21 protein-coding genes are annotated in these 18,276 nt (G+C 69.6%); 15 read left to right on the top strand and 6 right to left on the bottom strand.

Going from position 1 to position 18,276, the window contains the following annotated elements; translation table 11 throughout:
- The first annotated feature begins 93 nt into the window (after nucleotides 1–93).
- The 6 genes from ACH413_RS15390 (at nucleotide 94) to ACH413_RS15365 (ending at nucleotide 4,234) form a co-directional block, all read left to right on the top strand.
- Nucleotides 94–909, top strand: coding sequence for a helix-turn-helix transcriptional regulator (locus tag ACH413_RS15390; RefSeq protein ID WP_360040698.1), 816 nt, complete (start codon nucleotides 94–96; stop codon nucleotides 907–909).
- Nucleotides 910–982: 73 nt separating this feature from the next.
- Nucleotides 983–1,714 (top strand): hypothetical protein, encoded by a 732-nt coding sequence (locus ACH413_RS15385; protein ID WP_360040701.1) that lies wholly within the window; start codon nucleotides 983–985, stop codon nucleotides 1,712–1,714.
- 55 nt (nucleotides 1,715–1,769) lie between these two features.
- The gene (locus ACH413_RS15380) at nucleotides 1,770–2,543 is read left to right on the top strand and encodes an SDR family oxidoreductase (RefSeq protein ID WP_360040704.1); all 774 of its coding nucleotides are present in this window, start codon (nucleotides 1,770–1,772) and stop codon (nucleotides 2,541–2,543) included.
- Nucleotides 2,544–2,580: 37 nt separating this feature from the next.
- Nucleotides 2,581–2,895: a hypothetical protein gene (locus ACH413_RS15375; protein ID WP_319976548.1), complete on the top strand. Its 315-nt coding sequence runs from the start codon at nucleotides 2,581–2,583 to the stop codon at nucleotides 2,893–2,895.
- A complete protein-coding gene (locus ACH413_RS15370) occupies nucleotides 2,892–3,785 on the top strand; it encodes a hypothetical protein (RefSeq protein WP_360040708.1) in 894 nt (297 codons plus the stop codon). The genes ACH413_RS15375 and ACH413_RS15370 overlap by 4 nt, the downstream gene beginning before the upstream one ends.
- The gene (locus tag ACH413_RS15365) at nucleotides 3,782–4,234 is read left to right on the top strand and encodes a hypothetical protein (RefSeq protein WP_360040710.1); all 453 of its coding nucleotides are present in this window, start codon (nucleotides 3,782–3,784) and stop codon (nucleotides 4,232–4,234) included. Before ACH413_RS15370 ends, ACH413_RS15365 begins: the two co-directional genes overlap by 4 nt.
- Here ACH413_RS15365 and ACH413_RS15360 read toward each other — a convergent pair whose 3' ends face one another.
- Nucleotides 4,235–4,786 (bottom strand): hypothetical protein, encoded by a 552-nt coding sequence (locus ACH413_RS15360; RefSeq protein ID WP_360040713.1) that lies wholly within the window; start codon nucleotides 4,784–4,786, stop codon nucleotides 4,235–4,237.
- Nucleotides 4,787–4,851: 65 nt separating this feature from the next.
- On the opposite strand from ACH413_RS15360, the gene pyrE reads away from it, so the two are divergent.
- Genes pyrE through ACH413_RS15340 form a run of 4 tightly spaced genes read left to right on the top strand, consistent with a single transcriptional unit; the run spans nucleotide 4,852 to nucleotide 7,594 of the window.
- Nucleotides 4,852–5,406: an orotate phosphoribosyltransferase gene (pyrE, locus tag ACH413_RS15355; protein ID WP_319976945.1), complete on the top strand. Its 555-nt coding sequence runs from the start codon at nucleotides 4,852–4,854 to the stop codon at nucleotides 5,404–5,406.
- Between the two features lie 59 nt (nucleotides 5,407–5,465).
- Nucleotides 5,466–5,834 (top strand): DUF2784 domain-containing protein, encoded by a 369-nt coding sequence (locus tag ACH413_RS15350; RefSeq protein WP_360040716.1) that lies wholly within the window; start codon nucleotides 5,466–5,468, stop codon nucleotides 5,832–5,834.
- Complete coding sequence (locus ACH413_RS15345; protein ID WP_360040719.1) at nucleotides 5,794–6,471, top strand: TrmH family RNA methyltransferase; 678 nt, start codon at nucleotides 5,794–5,796, stop codon at nucleotides 6,469–6,471. Before ACH413_RS15350 ends, ACH413_RS15345 begins: the two co-directional genes overlap by 41 nt.
- 25 nt (nucleotides 6,472–6,496) lie before the next feature.
- Nucleotides 6,497–7,594, top strand: a complete 1,098-nt coding sequence (locus ACH413_RS15340) for a glycoside hydrolase family 76 protein (RefSeq protein WP_360040722.1) — start codon at nucleotides 6,497–6,499, stop codon at nucleotides 7,592–7,594.
- Here ACH413_RS15340 and ACH413_RS15335 read toward each other — a convergent pair.
- Nucleotides 7,584–8,315 (bottom strand): TIM barrel protein, encoded by a 732-nt coding sequence (locus ACH413_RS15335; RefSeq protein ID WP_360040725.1) that lies wholly within the window; start codon nucleotides 8,313–8,315, stop codon nucleotides 7,584–7,586. The two genes, ACH413_RS15340 and ACH413_RS15335, sit on opposite strands and share 11 nt — an antisense overlap.
- A complete protein-coding gene (locus ACH413_RS15330) occupies nucleotides 8,309–9,286 on the bottom strand; it encodes a LacI family DNA-binding transcriptional regulator (RefSeq protein WP_093595559.1) in 978 nt (325 codons plus the stop codon). The genes ACH413_RS15335 and ACH413_RS15330 overlap by 7 nt, the downstream gene beginning before the upstream one ends.
- Before the next feature lie 34 nt (nucleotides 9,287–9,320).
- On the opposite strand from ACH413_RS15330, the gene ACH413_RS15325 reads away from it, so the two are divergent.
- Genes ACH413_RS15325 through ACH413_RS15310 form a run of 4 tightly spaced genes read left to right on the top strand, consistent with a single transcriptional unit; the run spans nucleotide 9,321 to nucleotide 13,397 of the window.
- Nucleotides 9,321–10,166: a PfkB family carbohydrate kinase gene (locus tag ACH413_RS15325; protein WP_360040728.1), complete on the top strand. Its 846-nt coding sequence runs from the start codon at nucleotides 9,321–9,323 to the stop codon at nucleotides 10,164–10,166.
- Entirely contained in the window at nucleotides 10,130–10,765 is a 636-nt protein-coding gene (locus tag ACH413_RS15320) for a nucleoside/nucleotide kinase family protein (protein ID WP_093595565.1), read from the top strand. The genes ACH413_RS15325 and ACH413_RS15320 overlap by 37 nt, the downstream gene beginning before the upstream one ends.
- A 48-nt stretch (nucleotides 10,766–10,813) precedes the next feature.
- Nucleotides 10,814–12,934: an NB-ARC domain-containing protein gene (locus ACH413_RS15315; RefSeq protein WP_360040731.1), complete on the top strand. Its 2,121-nt coding sequence runs from the start codon at nucleotides 10,814–10,816 to the stop codon at nucleotides 12,932–12,934.
- A 46-nt stretch (nucleotides 12,935–12,980) separates the two neighbouring features.
- Nucleotides 12,981–13,397, top strand: coding sequence for a hypothetical protein (locus ACH413_RS15310; RefSeq protein WP_360040734.1), 417 nt, complete (start codon nucleotides 12,981–12,983; stop codon nucleotides 13,395–13,397).
- A gap of 4 nt (nucleotides 13,398–13,401) precedes the next feature.
- On the opposite strand, the gene ACH413_RS15305 is transcribed toward ACH413_RS15310, so the two are convergent.
- Complete coding sequence (locus ACH413_RS15305; protein WP_360040737.1) at nucleotides 13,402–14,046, bottom strand: DedA family protein; 645 nt, start codon at nucleotides 14,044–14,046, stop codon at nucleotides 13,402–13,404.
- Nucleotides 14,047–14,280: 234 nt separating this feature from the next.
- On the opposite strand from ACH413_RS15305, the gene ACH413_RS15300 reads away from it, so the two are divergent.
- Nucleotides 14,281–15,651: an FAD-binding oxidoreductase gene (locus ACH413_RS15300; protein WP_396424992.1), complete on the top strand. Its 1,371-nt coding sequence runs from the start codon at nucleotides 14,281–14,283 to the stop codon at nucleotides 15,649–15,651.
- On the opposite strand, the gene ACH413_RS15295 is transcribed toward ACH413_RS15300, so the two are convergent.
- Both ACH413_RS15295 and ACH413_RS15290 read right to left on the bottom strand, forming a co-directional pair.
- Nucleotides 15,648–17,081, bottom strand: coding sequence for an amidohydrolase family protein (locus tag ACH413_RS15295; protein ID WP_360040742.1), 1,434 nt, complete (start codon nucleotides 17,079–17,081; stop codon nucleotides 15,648–15,650). The genes ACH413_RS15300 and ACH413_RS15295 overlap by 4 nt on opposite strands.
- Before the next feature lie 39 nt (nucleotides 17,082–17,120).
- Nucleotides 17,121–18,266, bottom strand: coding sequence for a glycoside hydrolase family 18 protein (locus tag ACH413_RS15290; RefSeq protein ID WP_360040745.1), 1,146 nt, complete (start codon nucleotides 18,264–18,266; stop codon nucleotides 17,121–17,123).
- Between the last annotated feature and the right edge of the window lie 10 nt (nucleotides 18,267–18,276).

Here is an 18,276-nt window from a genome sequence, read left to right as displayed (position 1 = left end):
GTGGTGTGGCGCCAGCCTGCGATCACCACGCGCCGGGGATAAGGGAAGGAACTTCCTGGGAACACGAGTCCTACCCGGACCGTTGCACCGACCATGGTCACCGACGTGACGCAGGAGCTGGCCGCGTTCCTGCGGAGCAGGCGTGAACGGCTGGACCCGCAGGACCTCGGCCTTCCCGCACGCCGGCAGCGGCGGACTCCCGGGCTGCGTCGCGAAGAAGTCGCCGAACTGGCCGGCGTCAGCGTCGACTACGTCGTGCGGCTGGAGCAGGCGCGTGGGTTGCGGCCCTCGGCGGACGTGGTCGAGGCGCTGGCCGGTGCGCTGCGGCTGAACACCGACGAACGTGCCTACCTCTTCGGCCTCACAAAGCGCCACCCGCGCGGCGACGACGAGGCCGCCACCGAGGCGGACCCGGCGCTGGCCGGGCTGGTCGCCGACCTGGCACCGCGGCCGGCCATGGTGATGAACCACCGCTTCGACCTCCTCGCCTGGAACAGCGAGATGGTGAAGGTGCTCGTGGACTTCGACACCCTGCCGCCGTCGCGGCGCAACGCGATCTGGTTGTGCCTGCTGCACCCGGAGATCCGGGAGCGCTACGTCGACCGCGACCGGACCGTGCGCGACGGCGTCGCCCACCTGCGTTCCGCGTGGGCCGCGCACCCCGAGGACCAGGTGCTGGCCGGCCTCATCGCCGAGTGCGTCACCGGCGCCGACGAGTTCGCGCGGCTGTGGGCCGCGGGCGACGTGAGGCTCAACGGTCGCGGGGACAAGGTGATGCGGCATCCGCGCGCCGGTCGGATCGCCCTGCGGTTCGAGACGCTCACGTCCCTTCAGGACCCCGGTCAGCTGCTGGTGGTCTTCCGTGCCGCGGACGCCGGGAGCCAGGCGGCGATGGACCGGCTTTCCTGAGGAAAGGCACGCCCAGGTCACGACGCGCGGAAGTGATCTTCGTTGTTCGCCCCCGACCCACTAGGCTCTGGCTGTGGGCATACCGGCGTGGGTCTGGTTCACCGTCGCCGCGGTGGCGGGCGTGGCGGGGTTTGCCCTGCTCGCGACCGACCGGGCGCAACGAACCGCGCGTAATCGTGAACGGCGCCGTTGGGCTGCTCTGCGCGGCTGGCAGTTCGAGGAGACAGACCACGTGCTGCCGACCCGCTGGGAAGCGGGGGCCATCGCGTACTACGGCACGGGTCTCGCCCGTGACGTCGTCGCGGGCTCCACCTTCACCGCGGACGGCCGCAGGCAGGTCTACGTGCTCGACCACGAGACCGGCGGCAAGGTCAACTCGGTGCTGGTCGGCGTGCGCTGCCGCAAGGCGCTGTCGGTGGTGATCGAACTGTGGCTGTCGACGGTCCCGTTCCAGCGCGACAACGACAAGATGCCGATGCCCGACCTGCTCGGGCCGGTGGGCTCGCGGTACGCGTTCGTCACGGACGTCCCGGCGGCTCGCAAGATCATCACGCCGGACCTGATCGACGCCGCCGAGGAGATCGGTGGCGACGTCACGGTCGTCTGGATGGAGAACGACTGGGTGCTGGCCGCGGCCCCGCCGAACTCGTCGCCCGCGCGCCTGGAACGGCTGCTGCGCGACGTCGGTGAGCTGGCGGACGTCATCGACCCGTTCGACCCCGACCCCTCCGAGCGCGAGGAGCCGGTGGCCGAGGACGACGAGGGTGGCGAGGTCTACCGGCCGTCGTTCGGCCGCAAGCCCTGACCGGAGCCGCCCGATCGTTGGGTGATCACCGGCTTTCCGACTACCGTTCGGTGGCATGCCAACCGCACTGGTGACCGGATCGACCGTCGGGATCGGGGCAGCGTTCGCCCGCAGGCTCGCGGCCGAGGGATATGACCTCGTACTGGTCGCGCGCACCGCGTCCGCGCTCGAGGAACTCGCGAAGCAGCTGCACGACCGGCACGGCGTCCACGTCGACGTCCTGCCGGCCGACCTCAGCGACCACGAGGACCGGCTCAAGGTCGAGAAGCGGCTCGCGGAGTCGGCCGTCGACCTGCTGGTCAACAACGCGGGCTTCGCGAACACCGGCGAGTTCTTCGCGGCCGACATCGAGAAGCTGCAGGCCCAGCTGGACGTCAACGTCGCCACGGTGCTGCGCCTGAGCAGGGCCGCGATCCCGGCGATGATCGCGCGCGGCAAGGGCGACGTGATCAACGTGTCCAGCGTCGCCAGCTTCCTGCCCGGCCGCGGCACCAGCTACAGCGCCGACAAGGCGTGGGTGACGACGTTCTCCGAGGGCATGGCGCTCGCGGCCGAGGGCACCGGCGTGCGGATCATGGCGCTGGCCCCCGGTTTCGTGAAGACCGAGTTCCACAAGCGCGCGAAGATCGACATGACGAAGACGCCGGACTGGCTCTACGTCGACGCCGACAAGCTGGTCCACGAGGCCCTGCGCGACCTGCGGCGGGGCAAGCCGCTGTCGATCCCCGGCCTGCAGTACAAGGCGATCGTGACCATCACGAGGCTGCTGCCGCGGCCGTTCGTGCGCAGGATGGCGTCGAAGTTCGCCGGTGGTCGCGGTCGCACCTGAGTGGAACCGTTCGGCCTAACGGCGCGTCGGAGCCCTCGTGAGCGAACAGTTCCATGTCGAACCGGACGAGCTGCGCGGGTACAGCGAACTGCTGGACCGCAACGCCCAGCACTTCCTGACCATCAAGGACCACGCGATCTCCAAGGGCGGTGACACCAGTGGGTTCACCGGCCTGCTGACGTTGCTGCACCCCGTCGTGACTGGCGTCGCGAACCTCTACGGGGAGACGTTGGACTTCGCCAACAAGACGATGCTCAAGGACGCCGACGCCCTGAGGAAGACGGCGGACTCCTACGAGAAGGTCGACCAGTACGGCCTCAAGCTGATCCAGGGTGCGGGGGGTGGCCGATGACCACGGCGTACGCGGACGTCCAGGACCCGTCGGTCGCGCTCAGCGCCGCCGCGGAGGACCGTCCTGGCCGGCAGACCACCAAGGAGCTGATCGAGGCCGCCGGCTGGAAGCTCCAGGGCGTCAACTGGATCTACGAGAAGGTCACCGGCGAGAACCTGATCGAGTCGCTGATCAGCCCGCTGGTCGGCGACTTCGAGAAGATCGACGCCAACGCCAACGCGTGGGACCAGGTCGCCAAGGCGCTGGACTCCGTGCGGCACAACGTCGGTGACGGCGTCGGTCAGCTCAACCCGCACTGGAACGGCGGTGCCGCGCAGGCGTTCGAGCGCCGCATGGACACCATGTGGGTCATCGCGATCGAGGCGGACTCCCAGGTCGCCAGGATCATCGGCAACAAGTTCCAGTCGATGGCCTCGGCGTGCCGGTCGGCCACGAAGATCGCGCTGTTCCTGCTCGACAAGCTCTGCACGATGCTGCTCGAAGCCGCCATGACCGCCGTGATCCCGGTCGTCGGCTGGGGCCGCGCGGTGTGGATGGTCTACGACGCCATCCAGATCGTCGACGCGATCCGCAAGATCATCCAGTCGATCATGACGCTGATCGAGGGCGTCAAGGGCATGGTCGACGGCATCGTGGCGATGGGCACGGCGCTGATGAAGCTCAAGGACGTCAGGAACGTCAACGACGCGCTGGACGCCGTCGACGGCGTGCAGGACGGCAAGCAGAAGTTCGACAACGGTGTGTCCGCCGCGAAGTCCGGTGCGATCGGTGTCGGTCTCGGTGCCTACAGCCTCGGCAAGGCCGGTTCCGCCGCTTCGGGCCGTTCGAGTTCGGCCCCTGCTCCCGCGCCCGCTCCGGCACCCGCGCCCACCGGCGGGGGTCAGCAGTGACGTTCCCCTACGACCAGGCACGGCTGCAGGCGCTGTTCTCCGAGGTCGACTCCCGGATCGACGACCTGGGCAAGGTCGCGACGGCCGCCTCGCAGGTGCAGCGCCGGTCGCGCGGACTCTCCGAACAGGACCTGGCCGCGATCGAACGGTTCGCGAAGTCGCCCGGCGCGCCGAAGGAGCTCAAGGACCTCCAGCGGCGCGTCGACGCGGGCGAGATGTCGTGGGCCGACGTCGCCGCGGGCCGTGCGATCAACGACCCCGGCGTGCAGCAGGCGCTCGCGGTCGGCGTTCCCGACCTCCAGCGCGCCTACCGCGCGATCGAGGAGGGCCAGGACATCGACGACATCATCGAGTCGGGCAACCCGGCCCCGCAGCCGCCGCCCAGGCCGCGCCGTGACGACGACGAAGAGGACGACGGCCCGAGCCACTTCCGCAAGGACGCCTGGTAGTCAGACGGGCCAGTCCACGCCGCCACTGCTGGTGTGGCGGGTCCCGGTCCCGCGAACGACGTCGAAGGCGACCGCGCACGCGGTCGCCAGCGAGCGCACCGGCTCGGTGACCTGGGGGTTGATCTGGACGCGGTCCCGGCGGACGCGCTTGCCGTGCCGCTTGGCCCGCGCCCCGGTGTCGATCCGTCCGATGTCGCCGAAGAAGCAGAGCTGCTGACCGTTCGGGTCGTGCAGCGACTGCTGCCACGCGCCGTGCGTCTTTATCGTCCCGATCAACTGGCCTTGTGGCGTGCTCACCCGCACGTGCGGGCGTCGTCCGAACTGCTTGGTGATGTGCATGATCGGCCGGCCGTGCGGCGCGACCACGTCGAGGTCGAACGACGTCCAGCCGGAGAACCCGGTGTGCCGCAACGGTCGCTGCAGACCCGGCCCTCCGCGTTCCCTGACCACCATGACCGGCGTGTCATGCTCGTCGAACACCTCCACCCGGTAGTGCGGCCGGAACAACAGGCTCATGGAGGTCCACGGCTGTTCGACGTAGAGGGTGCTCACAGTGATGCAGGGTACGAGGCAGCGACGGCGAGGGTGTGCGAAGCTGACGACCCGTGCGAACTGAAGTGGTCTTGGACGCGAACGCGAAGTCAGAACTCGCTCGTCTTGTGAGCGAATTGGCCGTGGTGCACGGCAAGGTGACCCTCTCCAGCGGCAAGGAAGCCGACTACTACGTCGACCTGCGGCGGGCGACGCTGCACCACGCGGCGGCCCCGTTGATCGGCAGGCTGCTGCGGCAGCTCACGTCCGACTGGGACTTCGTCGCGGTCGGCGGTTTGACGCTCGGCGCGGACCCCGTCGCCTACGCGATGATGCATTCCGCCGGAGCCGACGGTGACGTGCTCGACGCGTTCGTCGTGCGCAAGGCGAACAAGGCGCACGGCATGCAGCGGCAGATCGAGGGCATCGACGTACGTGGGCAGCGTGTGCTCGCGGTCGAGGACACCTCCACCACCGGCGGTTCGGTGCTCACGGCCGTTGCGGCGCTGCGCGAGCACGGTGCTGACGTGATCGGCGTCGCCACCGTCGTCGACCGCGGCACGGGCGCCAAGGAGGCCATCGAGGCCGAGGGCCTGCCGTACCGCTACCTGCTCGACCTGAACGATCTCGGGCTCGCCTGAGGTTTTATCGAGAGCGCTGCGAGCCACCCCGTCCTAGGCTGGAGGACGGGGTGGTGCGAATGGCCAGATTGTTCGCTGAGGCGGTCATGCTGTTGCACTTCGCGGTGCTGGCGTTCCTGCTCGTGGGCGGGTACGCGGCATGGCGGTGGCGTGGCGTGATCTACCCGCACCTGGCGATCGGTGCGTGGGCGATCCTCAGTCTGCTGGTGCCGGTGACGTGCCCGCTGACGACCGCGGAGGAGTACTTCCGCGCCGAGGCCGGCATGCCGCCGCTGGGCACGGGTTTCATCGATCACTACATCGACGGCGTCTGGTACCCGGAGAGCGCGTCGACGCTGGTCCAGCTGGTGCTGGGGTCGATCGTGATCATCTCGTGGGTCGGCTTCTATGCTGGTCACCGTGCTGCTCGAAGGCTTTCACGCTGTTAAGCACGCGTTGCGCTTCGGCGCCGATGTGCACCCGCTGATCACGACGGACCTCGCCGCCGCGATCGGCCTCGCCGAGACGCACGCACCCGATCTGCGCGAGCGGTTCGCCGCTGCCACCGAGGTCGACCAGAACCACTTCAAGCTCCGGGTCGGCCGCACGCACCCGACGGGTGTGGCGGGGTTCGCGGAGCAGCCGGACCTGGCGTTCGACCGCGGCGCCCCGATCGTCCTGCTCGACAACCCGCGCAACCTCGGCAACTTCGGTGCCGCGATCCGGGTGGCCGCCGGCCTCGACGCGGGTGGCGTGATCTCCACCGGCGACGTCGACCCGTGGCACCCCAACGTGCTCAGGGGCTCGGCCGGACTGCATTTCGCGCTGCCCGTGGCCAAGGTCACGCAGCTGGACTTCGCGGGCGACCTCATCGCGTTCGACGCGGACGGCGACCTGCTCAAGGGCCCGATCCCGGACGACGCCGTGCTGGCGTTCGGCTCGGAGCGCCACGGCCTGTCCGCCGAGGTCCGCGCGAAGGCCACCAGGATCGTCCGGCTGCCCATGCGCGAGAAGGTCAGCAGTTACAACTTGACGACTTCGGTGGCCATGGGTCTCTACCACTGGGTGATTCATCGAGCTTCTTGACCGGTCAAGCACGCACGATGACCAGGTGGTGATCGCGAAACTGCTGGCGGCACGCGCGGGTGTCGCGGAGCGCGCGGTGTACTCCAGGCACCTTCGGCGGGTCTGGGGTGTGCCGGGCACGCTCCTCGGGGCGCGGGCGTGGCCCCCGCTCTTCAAGGACAAGATCCACACCAGCTTCAACTACTGGTGGCAGGCTCATCTGCTGGACTGCATGATCGACGGCTACCTGCGCTCGCCCAACGAGCTGCGCAAGACGGCCATCGCGAAGGTCGTGCGGGGCATCAGGGTGCGCAACGTCCTCGGCTGGACCAACGACTTCTACGACGACATCGCGTGGCTCGGCCTCGCCCTGCAACGGGCCCAGAACGAGGTCGGCGTCGCGAGGCCCAAGGCGCTCGACGCGATCGCCGTGCGGCTGAGGGACGGCTGGACCGACCACGCCGGCGGCGGCATCTGGTGGAAGCGCAACGACGACTTCAAGAACGTCCCCGCGAACGGCCCGGCCGCGATCTTCCTGGCCCGCCAGAACGAACGCACCGACCTCGCCCGCGCACGGTCCATCGTGGACTGGGTCGAGGAACACCTCGTCGATCCGGGCAACGGCCTCGCGTGGGACGGCCTGCACGTCCACCCCAACGGTGAGATCCGCGAGTACGAGAAGAACATCTACACGTACTGCCAAGGGGTTCTGATCGGCGCGTGCGTCGAGCTGGCCAAGCACGGGCAGCAGGACAAGTGGCTCGACAAGGCCGCCCGCACGATCACCGCCGTGCACGACGACCTGGCCACCAACGGCGTGATCCGAGGCCAGGGCGGCGGGGACGGCGGCCTGTTCGCGGGGATTCTGACGCGCTACCTCGCCGAGGCCGCGCTGACGATCCCCGACCTCGATCCCGAACGGCACGAGACCGCCGATCTGGCCAGGGAACTCGTCGTGCAGTCGGCGGAAGCGGCGTGGAACAACCGCGTGATGGCGGTGAGCGGCCCGTTGTTCGGTCCGGAGTGGACGATCCCGGCTGACGAGAAGGAGGGCCGCGACCTGTCCGTCCAGCTCGGTGGCTGGATGTGCCTGGAGGCGGCCGCCCTGCTCGAACGGCACGGTCTGAACGTCGCTACGGCTTGAGGTAGCTCAGCAGCGTCCTGGCGTCCTCGCGGAACTGCTCCGGCGAGTCGTCCAGCACGAACTCGAGCAGCGCGTTGCGCTCGACGCCGTCGCGCGCCAGCTCGGTCAGCACCGGCTTCCACAGGTCTCGGCGTTCGGCGAGCGGGAACCGCTCCTTGAAGCCGCCGGCGCCCCACGAGAAGACGTGCGCCGTCACCGGTTCCAGCGTCCGCACCTCGTGCACGGCGGAGAACACGTCCTGGCCCCCGCGCGGCTGCCAGTACGACACCACGCCGTCGACCTCGTCGAGCAGCTGCACCGCCGAGTCGAGCGTGTCCGTGAGCGTGTTCGGGTGGTACTCCAGCGCGATCTTCGTGCCCAGCGCGTCCGCGTGCTCCACGGCGTGCTGCAACGCCTCGACCACCGGACTGCGGTCGGGGCACTCGGCCGACCCCGCGGTGCCCGCCCAGACCCGCACGAACGGCGCGTCCAGCTCGGCCGCGGTCTCCAGGATCGGCGCCAGGTCGGCTCGATCGGAGACACCCGCGCGGTAGTACGACCCGTACGCGGCCACTTTCAGACCGGTGTCCAACGCCCGCCGCGCCGCCGCGAAGTCGCCGGGCGGCACGTGCACGTCGCCGCCCCACTCCACGGCCCGCAGCCCGCACTCCGTCGCCAGCTCGCCGATCTCCTCGACGGTGAGCTGCCGGAACGTCACCGAGACCAGTCCGGGGATCAGCATCCGCAGGACTGCCGGTGCCGCAGCGAGGGCGCCAGCCGGATGGTCTCCGGCGGCCGTTCCGGGTCGGCGATGCGCGAGAGCAGCAGCTTCACCGCGGTCCGTCCGATCTCCTCGACCGGCTGGGCCAGCGTGGTGAGCGGCGGTTCGATCAACGTGGCCCACTCGACCTCGTCGTAGGCGACGACGGCCAGGTCCGTGCCGAGCTTCAGGCCGCGGGCGCGTGCCTCGTGCAGCATGCCGACGGTGACCAGGTGGTCCGCCGCGACGACCGCGGTGGCCGGGTCCTCCTGGTCGAGCAGCGGCGCGAGCCACCCGCTCTGCGAGACCAGGGCCTCGTCCCACTTCAGGCCCGCGCGGCCGAGGCCGAGGCGGTAGCCGAGGATGCGTTCCTCGGTCGTCGCCACGCCCGCCTGGCCGCAGACGATGCCGATCCGCCGGTGCCCCAGTTCCGCCAGGTGCTTCACCAGACCCGAGGTGGCCTGCACGTTCTCCGGCCCGACCTGGTCGATGTCCTTGGCCACGGTCAGCCGGTCCACCAGCACGGTGGGGATGTTCAGCCGCTTGAGCTCCGGCAGCACGAGGCTTCCCCCGGTGCCGGCGGACGGTGTGAGCAGCAACCCGTCGACTCTTCGCGAGCGCAGCGTTCTGACCGCCGTCTGCTCGGACTCGGGGGTGTCTCTCGTGTCGATCAGCACGAGCGAATAGCCGTTGCGAGTCGCCTCGGACTCGATGGCGGCGATCAGCTCGGCGAAGTACGGGTGGGAGACCAGTGACACGGCCAGGCCCAGCGACTTCGTGCCGCCCATGACCAGCGAACGCGCGATCGCGTCCCCCGTGTACCCGGTCTCGTCGATCGCCTTCTGGACGCGCTCTCGCGTGTCCCCCGCGACCGGCCTCGTCTCGTTGATCACGTGTGACACCGTGGTGATGGAGACTCCCGCGAGAGCCGCTACATCCCGCATGGTGACCATGACCTGGGACCATACCCGTTTGGAGGAAGCCCTCATGGCAGCCGTGCTGTGTGTCGGCCTCACAACTCTCGACGTGACCCAACGGGTGGACGCCTTCCCCGAACCCGGCCAGAAGATCCGCTCGCTCGGCGCGGTGCTGTCGCCCGGCGGACCGGCGGCCAACGCGGCCCGCGCGGTCGCGGCACTGGGCGGACGGGCGGCGTTGCTCACCGCGTTGGGCGCCGACGCTCTGGGTGAATTCGTCCGCGCTTCCTTGGAACCGGTTCAAGTCACCGCGGTGCCAGGAACGACGCCCGTGAGCATGGTCGTCGTCAGAGACGCTGATGGGGAGCGCACGGTCGTTTCGCGCAACGCGTCGGTGCCGGTCGAGGCGCCGGATTTGTCTGATCTTCTGGCCGCCGCGGACGTGGTGCTCTTGGACGGACACCACGACGGCCTCGTGATCCCCGTCGCCCGGCAGGCGAAAGCGCGGGGATTGCCTGTGGTGCTCGACGCCGGGAGCTGGAAACCTGTCCTCGATCACCTGTTGCCGCTGGTGGACGTGGCCGCCTGCTCTCACGGGTTCGAGCGGTCCGAGGCCGAGGTGCACTCCTACGGGGTGCCGCTGGTCATTCGCACGCAGGGTGCGAAGCCGGTCACCTGGTCGCGGAACGGCTCGTCCGGGGAGCTGCCCGTGCCCGCGGTGGAGGTGAAGGACACGAACGGTGCCGGCGACGTCTGGCACGGCGCGTACGCCTACGCGCTCGCGTCAGGGACGGATCCGGTGGCCGCCATCGGGTTCGCCTCGGAGGCGGCCGCCGTTCGCGTCGGTGCGGTCGGGGACTGGGTTGAGGAGCTGGCGCGGTGGCAGGACAGCAGGTCAGGTTCGACGAGCTGCTAGAGCGGGCTCGGGTTCTCACCGATCAGGGTGAGCGCAAGATTCTCGGCATCGGCGGCGCACCCGGTTCGGGCAAGTCGACACTCGCGCGGCGGCTCGTCGAGGCCCTCGACGGCCAGGCCGTCCTGGTCGAGATGGACGGCTTCCACCTCGCGCAGAGCGAGCTCGAACGGCTGCGGCTGGTCGAGCGCAAGGGCGCGCCCGACACGTTCGACATCCCCGGCTACGTGGACCTGCTCGGCCGGATCAAGGCGTGCGGGCCGGACATGATCTACGCGCCGGAGTTCCGCCGCGAGATCGAGGAACCGGTCGCCTGCGCCGTGCCGGTGCACCCGGACGTCCCGCTCGTCGTCACCGAGGGCAACTACCTGCTGCTCAACTACGACAAGTGGAAACGCGTCCGGATCATCCTGGACGAGGCGTGGTTCCTGTTCATCGACGAGGACGTGCGCGTGCAACGGCTGATCGACCGCCATCTGCGGTACGGGCGCACCCTGTCGGAGGCGGAGGAACGCGTGCTGCACGGCACGGACCACGTCAACGCGTTGATGGTGAACTCGTCCAAGGGATCAGCGGACCTGCTGATCACCGAAGTCCTGTAGGCAACCGGATCACTGGTCCGTGCGTGCTCTGCCGCGGGGGGATGAACCGTGGACTCTGTGCTGGGAATCCTGCTGCGCCACCACCGGATCGCCGTCGGGCTGACCCAGGAGGCGCTGGCCGAGAAGGCGGGCCTGAGCGGGCAGGCCATCGGTTCCCTGGAACGGGGCGACCGGCGCCATCCGCATCGCGCCACGGTGCTCCGGCTCGCCGACGCGCTCGGCCTGGGCGCGGACGAACGGGCCGAGTTCGCCGCGGCCGCCGCCCGCACGCCCAGACCGCGCCGCGTGCCGTGCGCCCCGGTCCGGCAGCTGCCCGCCGCGCCGGTGCGGTTCTCCGGGCGGGAGGCCGAGGTCGCCGAGCTGACCGGTCTGGTGCAACGGTCGGGCGTGGTGGTCGTCTCGGGCATGGCCGGCGTCGGCAAGACGTCGCTCGCGCTGCACGTCGCCCATCAGGTGGGTGAGCTCTTCCCGGACGGCCAGCTCTACCTGGACCTGCGCGCGAGCCTCCAGCCGGAGGACGCGCTGGCCCAGCTGTTGCGCGCGCTGGGCCGTCCCGACCACGGCGGAACGCTGGCCGAGACCGCCGCGCGGTTCCGGTCCGCACTTGCTGGGCGGCGGGTGCTGCTCGTGTTCGACGACGCGGCGACGGCTGGCCAGATCCAGCCGCTGCTGCCCGGCACCGTCGGGTGCGCGGCGATCGTGACCAGCCGCCGGGCCATGGACACCCTGCCGCAGGCCCACCACCTGAGGCTGGACGTGCTGCCCGAACGCGAGGCGCTCGACCTGCTCGCGGCCTACGCGGGACCGGAACGGACCGGCGCCGACCCCTCGTCGGCGCTGCAGGTCGTGGAGCAGTGCGGGCGGCTGCCGCTCGCCGTCCACCTCGCCGGTGCCCGGCTCGCGTCGCGTCCCGCCTGGCCGCTCGCCCACCTCGCGCGCCGCCTGGCCGTGCGCAGGCTCGACGAGCTGGACCGCGACGACGCGGGAATCCGGGCGAGCTTCGCCGTGTCCGTCGACCAGCTGGACGCGGCGGACCAGCGCGCGTTCACGCTGTTCGGCGTCTTCGAGGACGTCTCGCTGCCGGTCGCCGCCCGGCTGCTCGACGTGGACGGGCTCGCCGCCGAACTGGTGCTGGAGCGGCTGGCCGACCTGCACCTGATGCAGGCCACGACGCCCGGCCGCTACCGGATGCACGACCTCGTCCGGACCTACGCGCGGGAACGGCCCGCGGATCCCGAGGCGCTCGGCCGGGTCGCCGACTTGTTCGTCGCGGTGGCGTGGCGGTCGGTGGCGCTGGCCGTGCCGCACAGCTTCCGCGGGACCTGGGCCGACCCGGAGTGGACCGCGGGCGCACCCGACTTCACCACGGCCGCGGCGGCCTTCGCCTGGCTCGACGAGCACCGCCCGCACCTGGCCGACCTCTGCCGGACGCCCGGTGTGCCCGCCCAGGCGCTGGTCCGGCTCGCGACCGGGCTGTTCCCGTACTACCTGAGCCGCGGTCATCGCGCGGACTGGGCCGAGCTGTGCGGACTGGCGTTGCCCGTGGCGAGCGACCCGCGGGCGCACGCGATCGTCGAGATGGACCTGGGCGTCGCGTCGCGGGACGCCGGCCCTCTGCGCCGCGCCCTGGCCTCGTTCCGCGAACTGGGCGACACCAACGGCGTGGCGGTCTGCCTCACCAACCTCAGCGAGGTGATGGACACCGTCGAGACGGGTGAGGAGAGCCTCGCACTGGCGCGTGAGCTCGGGTTGCAGTGCGTCGAGGCCGCGGTCCTGGAACACCTGGGCAGCGCCTACGGCCGGCGTGGCGACCACGAGCGCGAGCTCCGTTGTTACCTGGACAGCCTGCGGCTGAACGCCGAGGAGAGCGACGAACGCGTCAGTGCGAGCGTGTTGCACCGGATCGGCGCGCTGCACCGCCGGTCAGGCCGGACAGAGGACGCCGCGACGGCGCTGGCCAGGAGCCTGCACCTGTTCCGCGAGGGAGGAGACGCGACCGGCGAGGTGGCGTGCCTGGAGGAGCTGGGGCTGGTGCACCTGCTGCGCCGGGACCGGGCGGCGGCGGCCGAGACGTTGCGCCGCGGCCTGGGCATCGCCGAGCGGCACGGCGACCTGAGACGGCAGGCGAGCCTGCGGCAGCACCTCGCGAAATGTGGAGGTTCTTCGTAGAGGTTGTCGCTGTCGAGGTCCTTGCGTTCTCGCAACCATCGACGGCATGAGCAACCTCTCGAGGACACTCGCCAGGACGGCCGTCGCCGGCACGCTCGCCGCCGTGGCGGTCGCCGTCGCCACGCCTGCCGCCTCGGCCGCGGCGCGCGACGGCAAGTGCGACGACAACGAGTTCTGCTTTTACTGGGCCAACAGCAACACGGTTTCGTTGTCGGACTTCGCGTCGTCGCTCAAGAACTACGGATCGACGCAGCCGGGGTGCTACGAGTACCGGACGCCGGGCACGCTCGGTTATGGCGAGTGCATCAAGAACAACGCCGTAAGGGCGTGCAACTACAGGTCAAAGCCCGTGCGCGTGTACTTCAACAGCGACCACAAGGGCACTTACGACACGATTCCCGCAGAGACCTGCACGCTTCTCGACAACACGCTCTTCAACAACGCGTCGCACCTGTTCCTCTGACAGGTCAGCCCGCGATGTCGACGGTCTCGTCGATCGGCTTCGCCATCTCCTGGCGGTAGCGCCAGATGCCCCAGCCGGTGCCGCCCAGGAAGAACGCGATGCTGACGACGATCGCCGCCGTCTCGAGCCACGGGAACGCCTGCAGGACGCCCGCGCCGTAGTAGCCGGCCAGCACCAGCGTCGGCACCCAGGCGATGGCGCCGATGGTCGTGGCCAGCGTGAACCGGCGGAGGTCCATCCGCGCGGCACCGGCGATCACCGGCGCCAGCGTGCGGATCCACGGGATCCAGCGGGCGAGCACGACAGCCCAGAAACCGCGCCGGTCGAGGAAGTCGCCCGCGCGTTTCAGGTTCTGCCGGTTCAGCACCTTGCCGCCCTTGCGGGCGAGCATGCGCGTGCCGGTACCCCGGCCGATGAAGTAACCGACCTGATTGCCGACGACGGCCACGATCAGAGCCGCGAGGGACAGCAGCCATGCCGACAACTCACTGTTGTGCGTGGCCAGCACCACACCGGCCGCGAACAGCAGCGAGTCACCGGGCAGGAAGAGCCCGAAGATGAAAGCGCACTCGACGAAGATGAAGCTCAGCACGATGACCCAAACGGCCAGCGGACCCGCGGTCTCCAGCGAGGCGAAAGCATGCGCCACGGTGAGCCAGCCTACGTCGTGCTGTGCGAGCGGCACGGCGACATCGGGTTAACGGGTGGGCGAAATCTGGATTGAGCACGCTGAGTCACTGCGTGAACTCCCTTCGATTGAGATCACCTTCGAGATCACCATCGAGTGAACCAGTCGAATCGGACTAGCGGGGCGGTTCGGCACATCTCGCCGGGCGTGAATTGACCCGCCACTGTGCCGAGTCGTCCTACTAGCGTGGTGAGCATGGAGAGCTTGCTCGCTGAACTCCGCACCGCCGTGGGTGACTCAGGTGTCCTGACCGATGCCGACGTCACCGCGAGCTACCAGCGCGACATGATGCCGTTGGCGCCGCACGGCAGCCCGTTGGCGGTGGTGTTCCCGCTGAACACGGAGCAGGTCCAGGCCGTGGTGAGAGCCTGCGCGAGCCATCGCGTGCCGATCGTCCCGCGTGGCGCCGGCAGCGGGTTGTCCGGTGCCGCGAACGCCATCGAGGGCTGCGTCGTCCTGGTCACGACCAAGATGAACGCGATCGTCGAGATCGACACCGACAACCGCCTGGCCGTCGTCGAGCCCGGCGTGATCAACCTCGACCTGCGGGGCGCCGTCGAGAAGGACGGCCTGTTCTACCCACCGGACCCGAGCAGCTACGACTGGTGCACGATCGGCGGCAACCTCTCCACCAACGCAGGCGGCCTGTGCTGCGTGAAGTACGGCGTGACCACGGACTCGGTGCTCGGGCTGGAGGTCGTGCTGGCCGACGGCGAGGTGTTGCGCACCGGCCGCCGCACGGTCAAGGGCGTCGCGGGCTACGACCTCACCAAGCTCTTCATCGGTTCCGAGGGCACTCTGGGCGTGATCACCAAGGCCACGCTCGCCCTGAAGCCTCTCCCGCAGGCCCCCGCCACGCTGGTCGCCGCGTTCAGCAGCACCGCCAAAGCCGGCGCCGCGGTCAGCCGGATCGTCCGCGAGGGCCTGGTGCCGTCGCTGATGGAGATCATGGACCGCACCTCGATCGAGGCCGTCGAGCAGTACCTGAAGACCGAGCTCGGCGCCGGGCCGGGCTGCGCGGCGTTGCTGATCTGCCAGTCCGACGCGGGTGGCGAGCAGGCCAGGCACGAGCTCCAGAAGATCGAGGAGATCTGCCTGGAGGCCGACCTCGTCTATGCGACCCACGACGTCAATGAGGGCCGCGACCTGCTCACGGCGCGCCGGGCGGTGCTGACCGCGCTGGAGATCTACGGCTCGTGGCTGACCGACGACGTGTGCGTGCCCCGCACCCGCATCGCCGAACTCATCCAGGGCTGCGAGGACATCGCCGCGGAGGTCGGGCTCAAGATCGCTGTCGTCGGCCACGCGGGCGACGGCAACATGCACCCGACGATCGTCTACGACCCCGCCGACGCCGACCAGTTCGCGCGCGCCCAGAAGGCGTTCGACGACATCCTCGCGGTCGGGCTCTCGCTCGGGGGCACGGTCACCGGCGAGCACGGCATCGGCAAGATCAAGCGCGAGTGGCTGGCGAAGGAGATCGGGCCGGTCGGTCTCCGGGTCCACCGCGAGATCAAACGCGCGCTGGACCCGGAGAACCTGTTCAACCCCGGTTCGATGTTCTAGCAACAGATGCGCGCGGCCGTGGGGATCGGCTCCTGAGCGGCCTTCTCCACGTCCGCGAGCATCCGCTGCCGTTCGGCCGGCCCGAGAACTCGGCCTCGGGTCAGCACGGTGTGGATCCGTTGCGTGTTGCGGATGTCCTTGAGCGGGTTGCCGTCGAGCACCACGAGGTTCGCGGCCTCACCGGGCTTCACGGTGGCGTCCCGCGTGCCGGCCCTCAGTGTCGCCTTCGCGGACAGGCCCGCCTCGACCAGCAGTTCCAGCTCCTCGTGCAGCGAGAAACCGGGGAACGTGTACGGGTTGCCCGCGTCCGTGCCGGCCAGCACCTCGACGCCGTGGGCGTGCATCTCGGCGACCTGGTCCATGCGGCGGCGCAGGAACTCCGCCTGCTGCCTGATCTCCTGCTCGGTCACCGGAGCCCAGTTCTTCAGCCCGTCGCGCCAGAAGTCCCGGTAGAACGCGGGCATGTACTTCATCCGCGGGTCGTTCGCGAACCGGTCCAGCGGGCTGGCGAACACCCGCATGGTGACCATCGTCGGCACCAGTGCGGAGTTGTTGCGCTGCAATCGTTTCGCGAGTTGTGCCGCCTTGCTTCGGCTGTGTGACAGGGTTGCCCGCCGTTCGAACTCCAGCACCTGCCTGAACCAGGCGAACGAGTTCGCCGGGTCGAGCGGCAGGTCCGCGATCGCCTGGCGCAGCGGGGTTTCCCGCGTGCTCGTGGCGAGCGGCAGGCCGTACATGTGCTCGAACGTGCGCTGCCCCAGGTCGCTCGCGTCGCCCAGCGCGACGTGGTTCGAGCAGTGCCCGGCGAACGTGATGGCCTGCTTCGAGCACTCGTCCGCGATGGCGGCGAGCGTCGCGCGGTCGAGGAACGAGTAGACCTTCACGAAGTCCGCGCCCTGGGTCTTCGCGTCCCGCACGGCCTGGCGGCCCTCGTCGGGCGTGCTGACGATCAACGCGCCGGGCAGTGTCGAGTGCGGCCCGTCGACGATGGTGCTGCCGACGATCAACCGTGGCCCGAGCACCTCGCCGCGCTCGATCCGTTCGCGCAGCTCGTAGATCTGCGGGAAACCCCACATCTCGCGGATGCCCGTCACGCCGTTGGCCAGGCACAGCGGCAACGTGATCCGGTCCATGTACGCACCGTGCACGTGCATGTCCCACAGGCCGGGGATGACGAACTTGCCCGCGAGGTCCAGCACCGTGGAGCCGCGCGGCAACGGCAGGTCGCACGAGCCGACCGCGAGAACTTTGTTGTCCGCCAGGACGATCGTCGCGTTGGATCGGACGCCGGACGAGTCGATGAGCGTGACGTCGCGCAACGCGGTGACGCCCACGGAGGCACTGGCCCGGCCCGGCAGCAGGCCGATGCCCGCTGCCGCACCGAGTCCGGCCAGCCATCCCAGCACTTCACGTCGAGTGGTGTCGGTCATGGAGCTCAACCAACACCTTGACGCTACGGGAGACTCAAGTCAGCGGGACATCGCCTTCAGCAGCGAGTACTGGGCGTCGTCGTGCCCGAGCTCCCACATGAACGTGCCGAGCAGCCCACGTGCGCGAGCGAAGTCCGCGCGGATCCCGATCGACCGCGGGTTCTCGTACGACACGAACTTCTTCTCGGCCGCGTTGTACAGCCACGGCGACTGCGCGACCGGGTGCCAGTACTCCTGCCAGCCCGGCGTCGCCTTCAGCTTCAACGCCTCGTCGTAGCCGTCGACCCAGAACGCGCTGTCGTAGGCCTGGTAGAGGCCGTGCTGCGGGCCTTCGGTCTTCACGTTGAAGCCACGGCCGTAGAACGGCGTGCCGAGCACCATCTTGCGCGGCGAGACGCCGTGCCGCTGGTAGTAGTCGATGGCGCCGACGACGTTGTTCCACTTGCGGTCGGCGGCGGGCATCGGGTCGTTGGCGACCTCGCGGAAACCGGCGTTGAACGTGGACACGGGTGAGAAACCGGTGCCCAGGTCGTAGGTCATGACGTTGATGAAGTCCATGATCTGCGACAGTTCGCGCAGCTCGAACGACTTCGCCACGTTGTACGGTCCGTCGGTCTGCAGCCGGCCGGCGGGCAGCGCGGCGGTGACGAGCTTGCGCGAGCCCAGTGCCTTGCGGAAGTCACGGGTCAGCAGCGTCATGTTGCGCTTGTCCGCGGGACGGTCGGTGATCTCCGTGGGGCCGCCGTAGACCGGGAACTCCCAGTCGATGTCGATGCCGTCGAACGTGCCGTCGCGGAAGAACAGGTCCACACAGGACTGAACGAGCGTCCTGCGCGAGGCGGGAGTCAGTGCGGCGTCGGAGAACCCGCCCGCGCCCCAGCCGCCCAGCGAGATCAGCGCTTTGAGCGAAGGCTTGCGCTTCTTGAGATCCCGGATGTCCGCGAAGTCCTTGGGCGCGGTCTCCGCCGGCATCACGCACTTGCCGTTCTCGATGAGCGAGAACGCGTAGAACAGGTGCGTGATCGGCGTGTTCGAGGGAATCGACGAGATCGGCTTCGAGCCGCTGTACCAGTTTCCGTAGTAGGCGCCCACGATCTTGCGGGGCGAGGCGTCGGCGACACCGATGCCGACTGAGACGGACAGTGCGGCCAACGCGACCGCCACTCCCTTGCGGAACAACGACATCGGTGGCCTC

This window comes from Lentzea sp. NPDC020367, from assembly GCF_044387305.1.
GTDB lineage: Bacteria > Actinomycetota > Actinomycetes > Mycobacteriales > Pseudonocardiaceae > Lentzea.
Note: the sequence above shows the minus strand (reverse complement) of the source record. Positions and strands in the feature narration are given on the sequence as shown.

Coding starts and splice junctions, on each gene's coding strand:
- ACH413_RS15300 (WP_396424992.1), top strand. CDS start 14,281: ATGGAGAGCTTGCTCGCTGAACTCCGCACCGCCGTGGGTGACTCAGGT.
- ACH413_RS15345 (WP_360040719.1), top strand. CDS start 5,794: ATGCTGGTCACCGTGCTGCTCGAAGGCTTTCACGCTGTTAAGCACGCG.
- ACH413_RS15335 (WP_360040725.1), bottom strand. CDS start 8,315: ATGCTGATCCCCGGACTGGTCTCGGTGACGTTCCGGCAGCTCACCGTC.
- ACH413_RS15390 (WP_360040698.1), top strand. CDS start 94: ATGGTCACCGACGTGACGCAGGAGCTGGCCGCGTTCCTGCGGAGCAGG.
- ACH413_RS15295 (WP_360040742.1), bottom strand. CDS start 17,081: ATGACCGACACCACTCGACGTGAAGTGCTGGGATGGCTGGCCGGACTC.
- ACH413_RS15310 (WP_360040734.1), top strand. CDS start 12,981: ATGAGCAACCTCTCGAGGACACTCGCCAGGACGGCCGTCGCCGGCACG.
- ACH413_RS15330 (WP_093595559.1), bottom strand. CDS start 9,286: ATGGTCACCATGCGGGATGTAGCGGCTCTCGCGGGAGTCTCCATCACC.
- ACH413_RS15325 (WP_360040728.1), top strand. CDS start 9,321: ATGGCAGCCGTGCTGTGTGTCGGCCTCACAACTCTCGACGTGACCCAA.
- ACH413_RS15370 (WP_360040708.1), top strand. CDS start 2,892: ATGACCACGGCGTACGCGGACGTCCAGGACCCGTCGGTCGCGCTCAGC.
- ACH413_RS15350 (WP_360040716.1), top strand. CDS start 5,466: ATGGCCAGATTGTTCGCTGAGGCGGTCATGCTGTTGCACTTCGCGGTG.
- ACH413_RS15380 (WP_360040704.1), top strand. CDS start 1,770: ATGCCAACCGCACTGGTGACCGGATCGACCGTCGGGATCGGGGCAGCG.
- ACH413_RS15290 (WP_360040745.1), bottom strand. CDS start 18,266: ATGTCGTTGTTCCGCAAGGGAGTGGCGGTCGCGTTGGCCGCACTGTCC.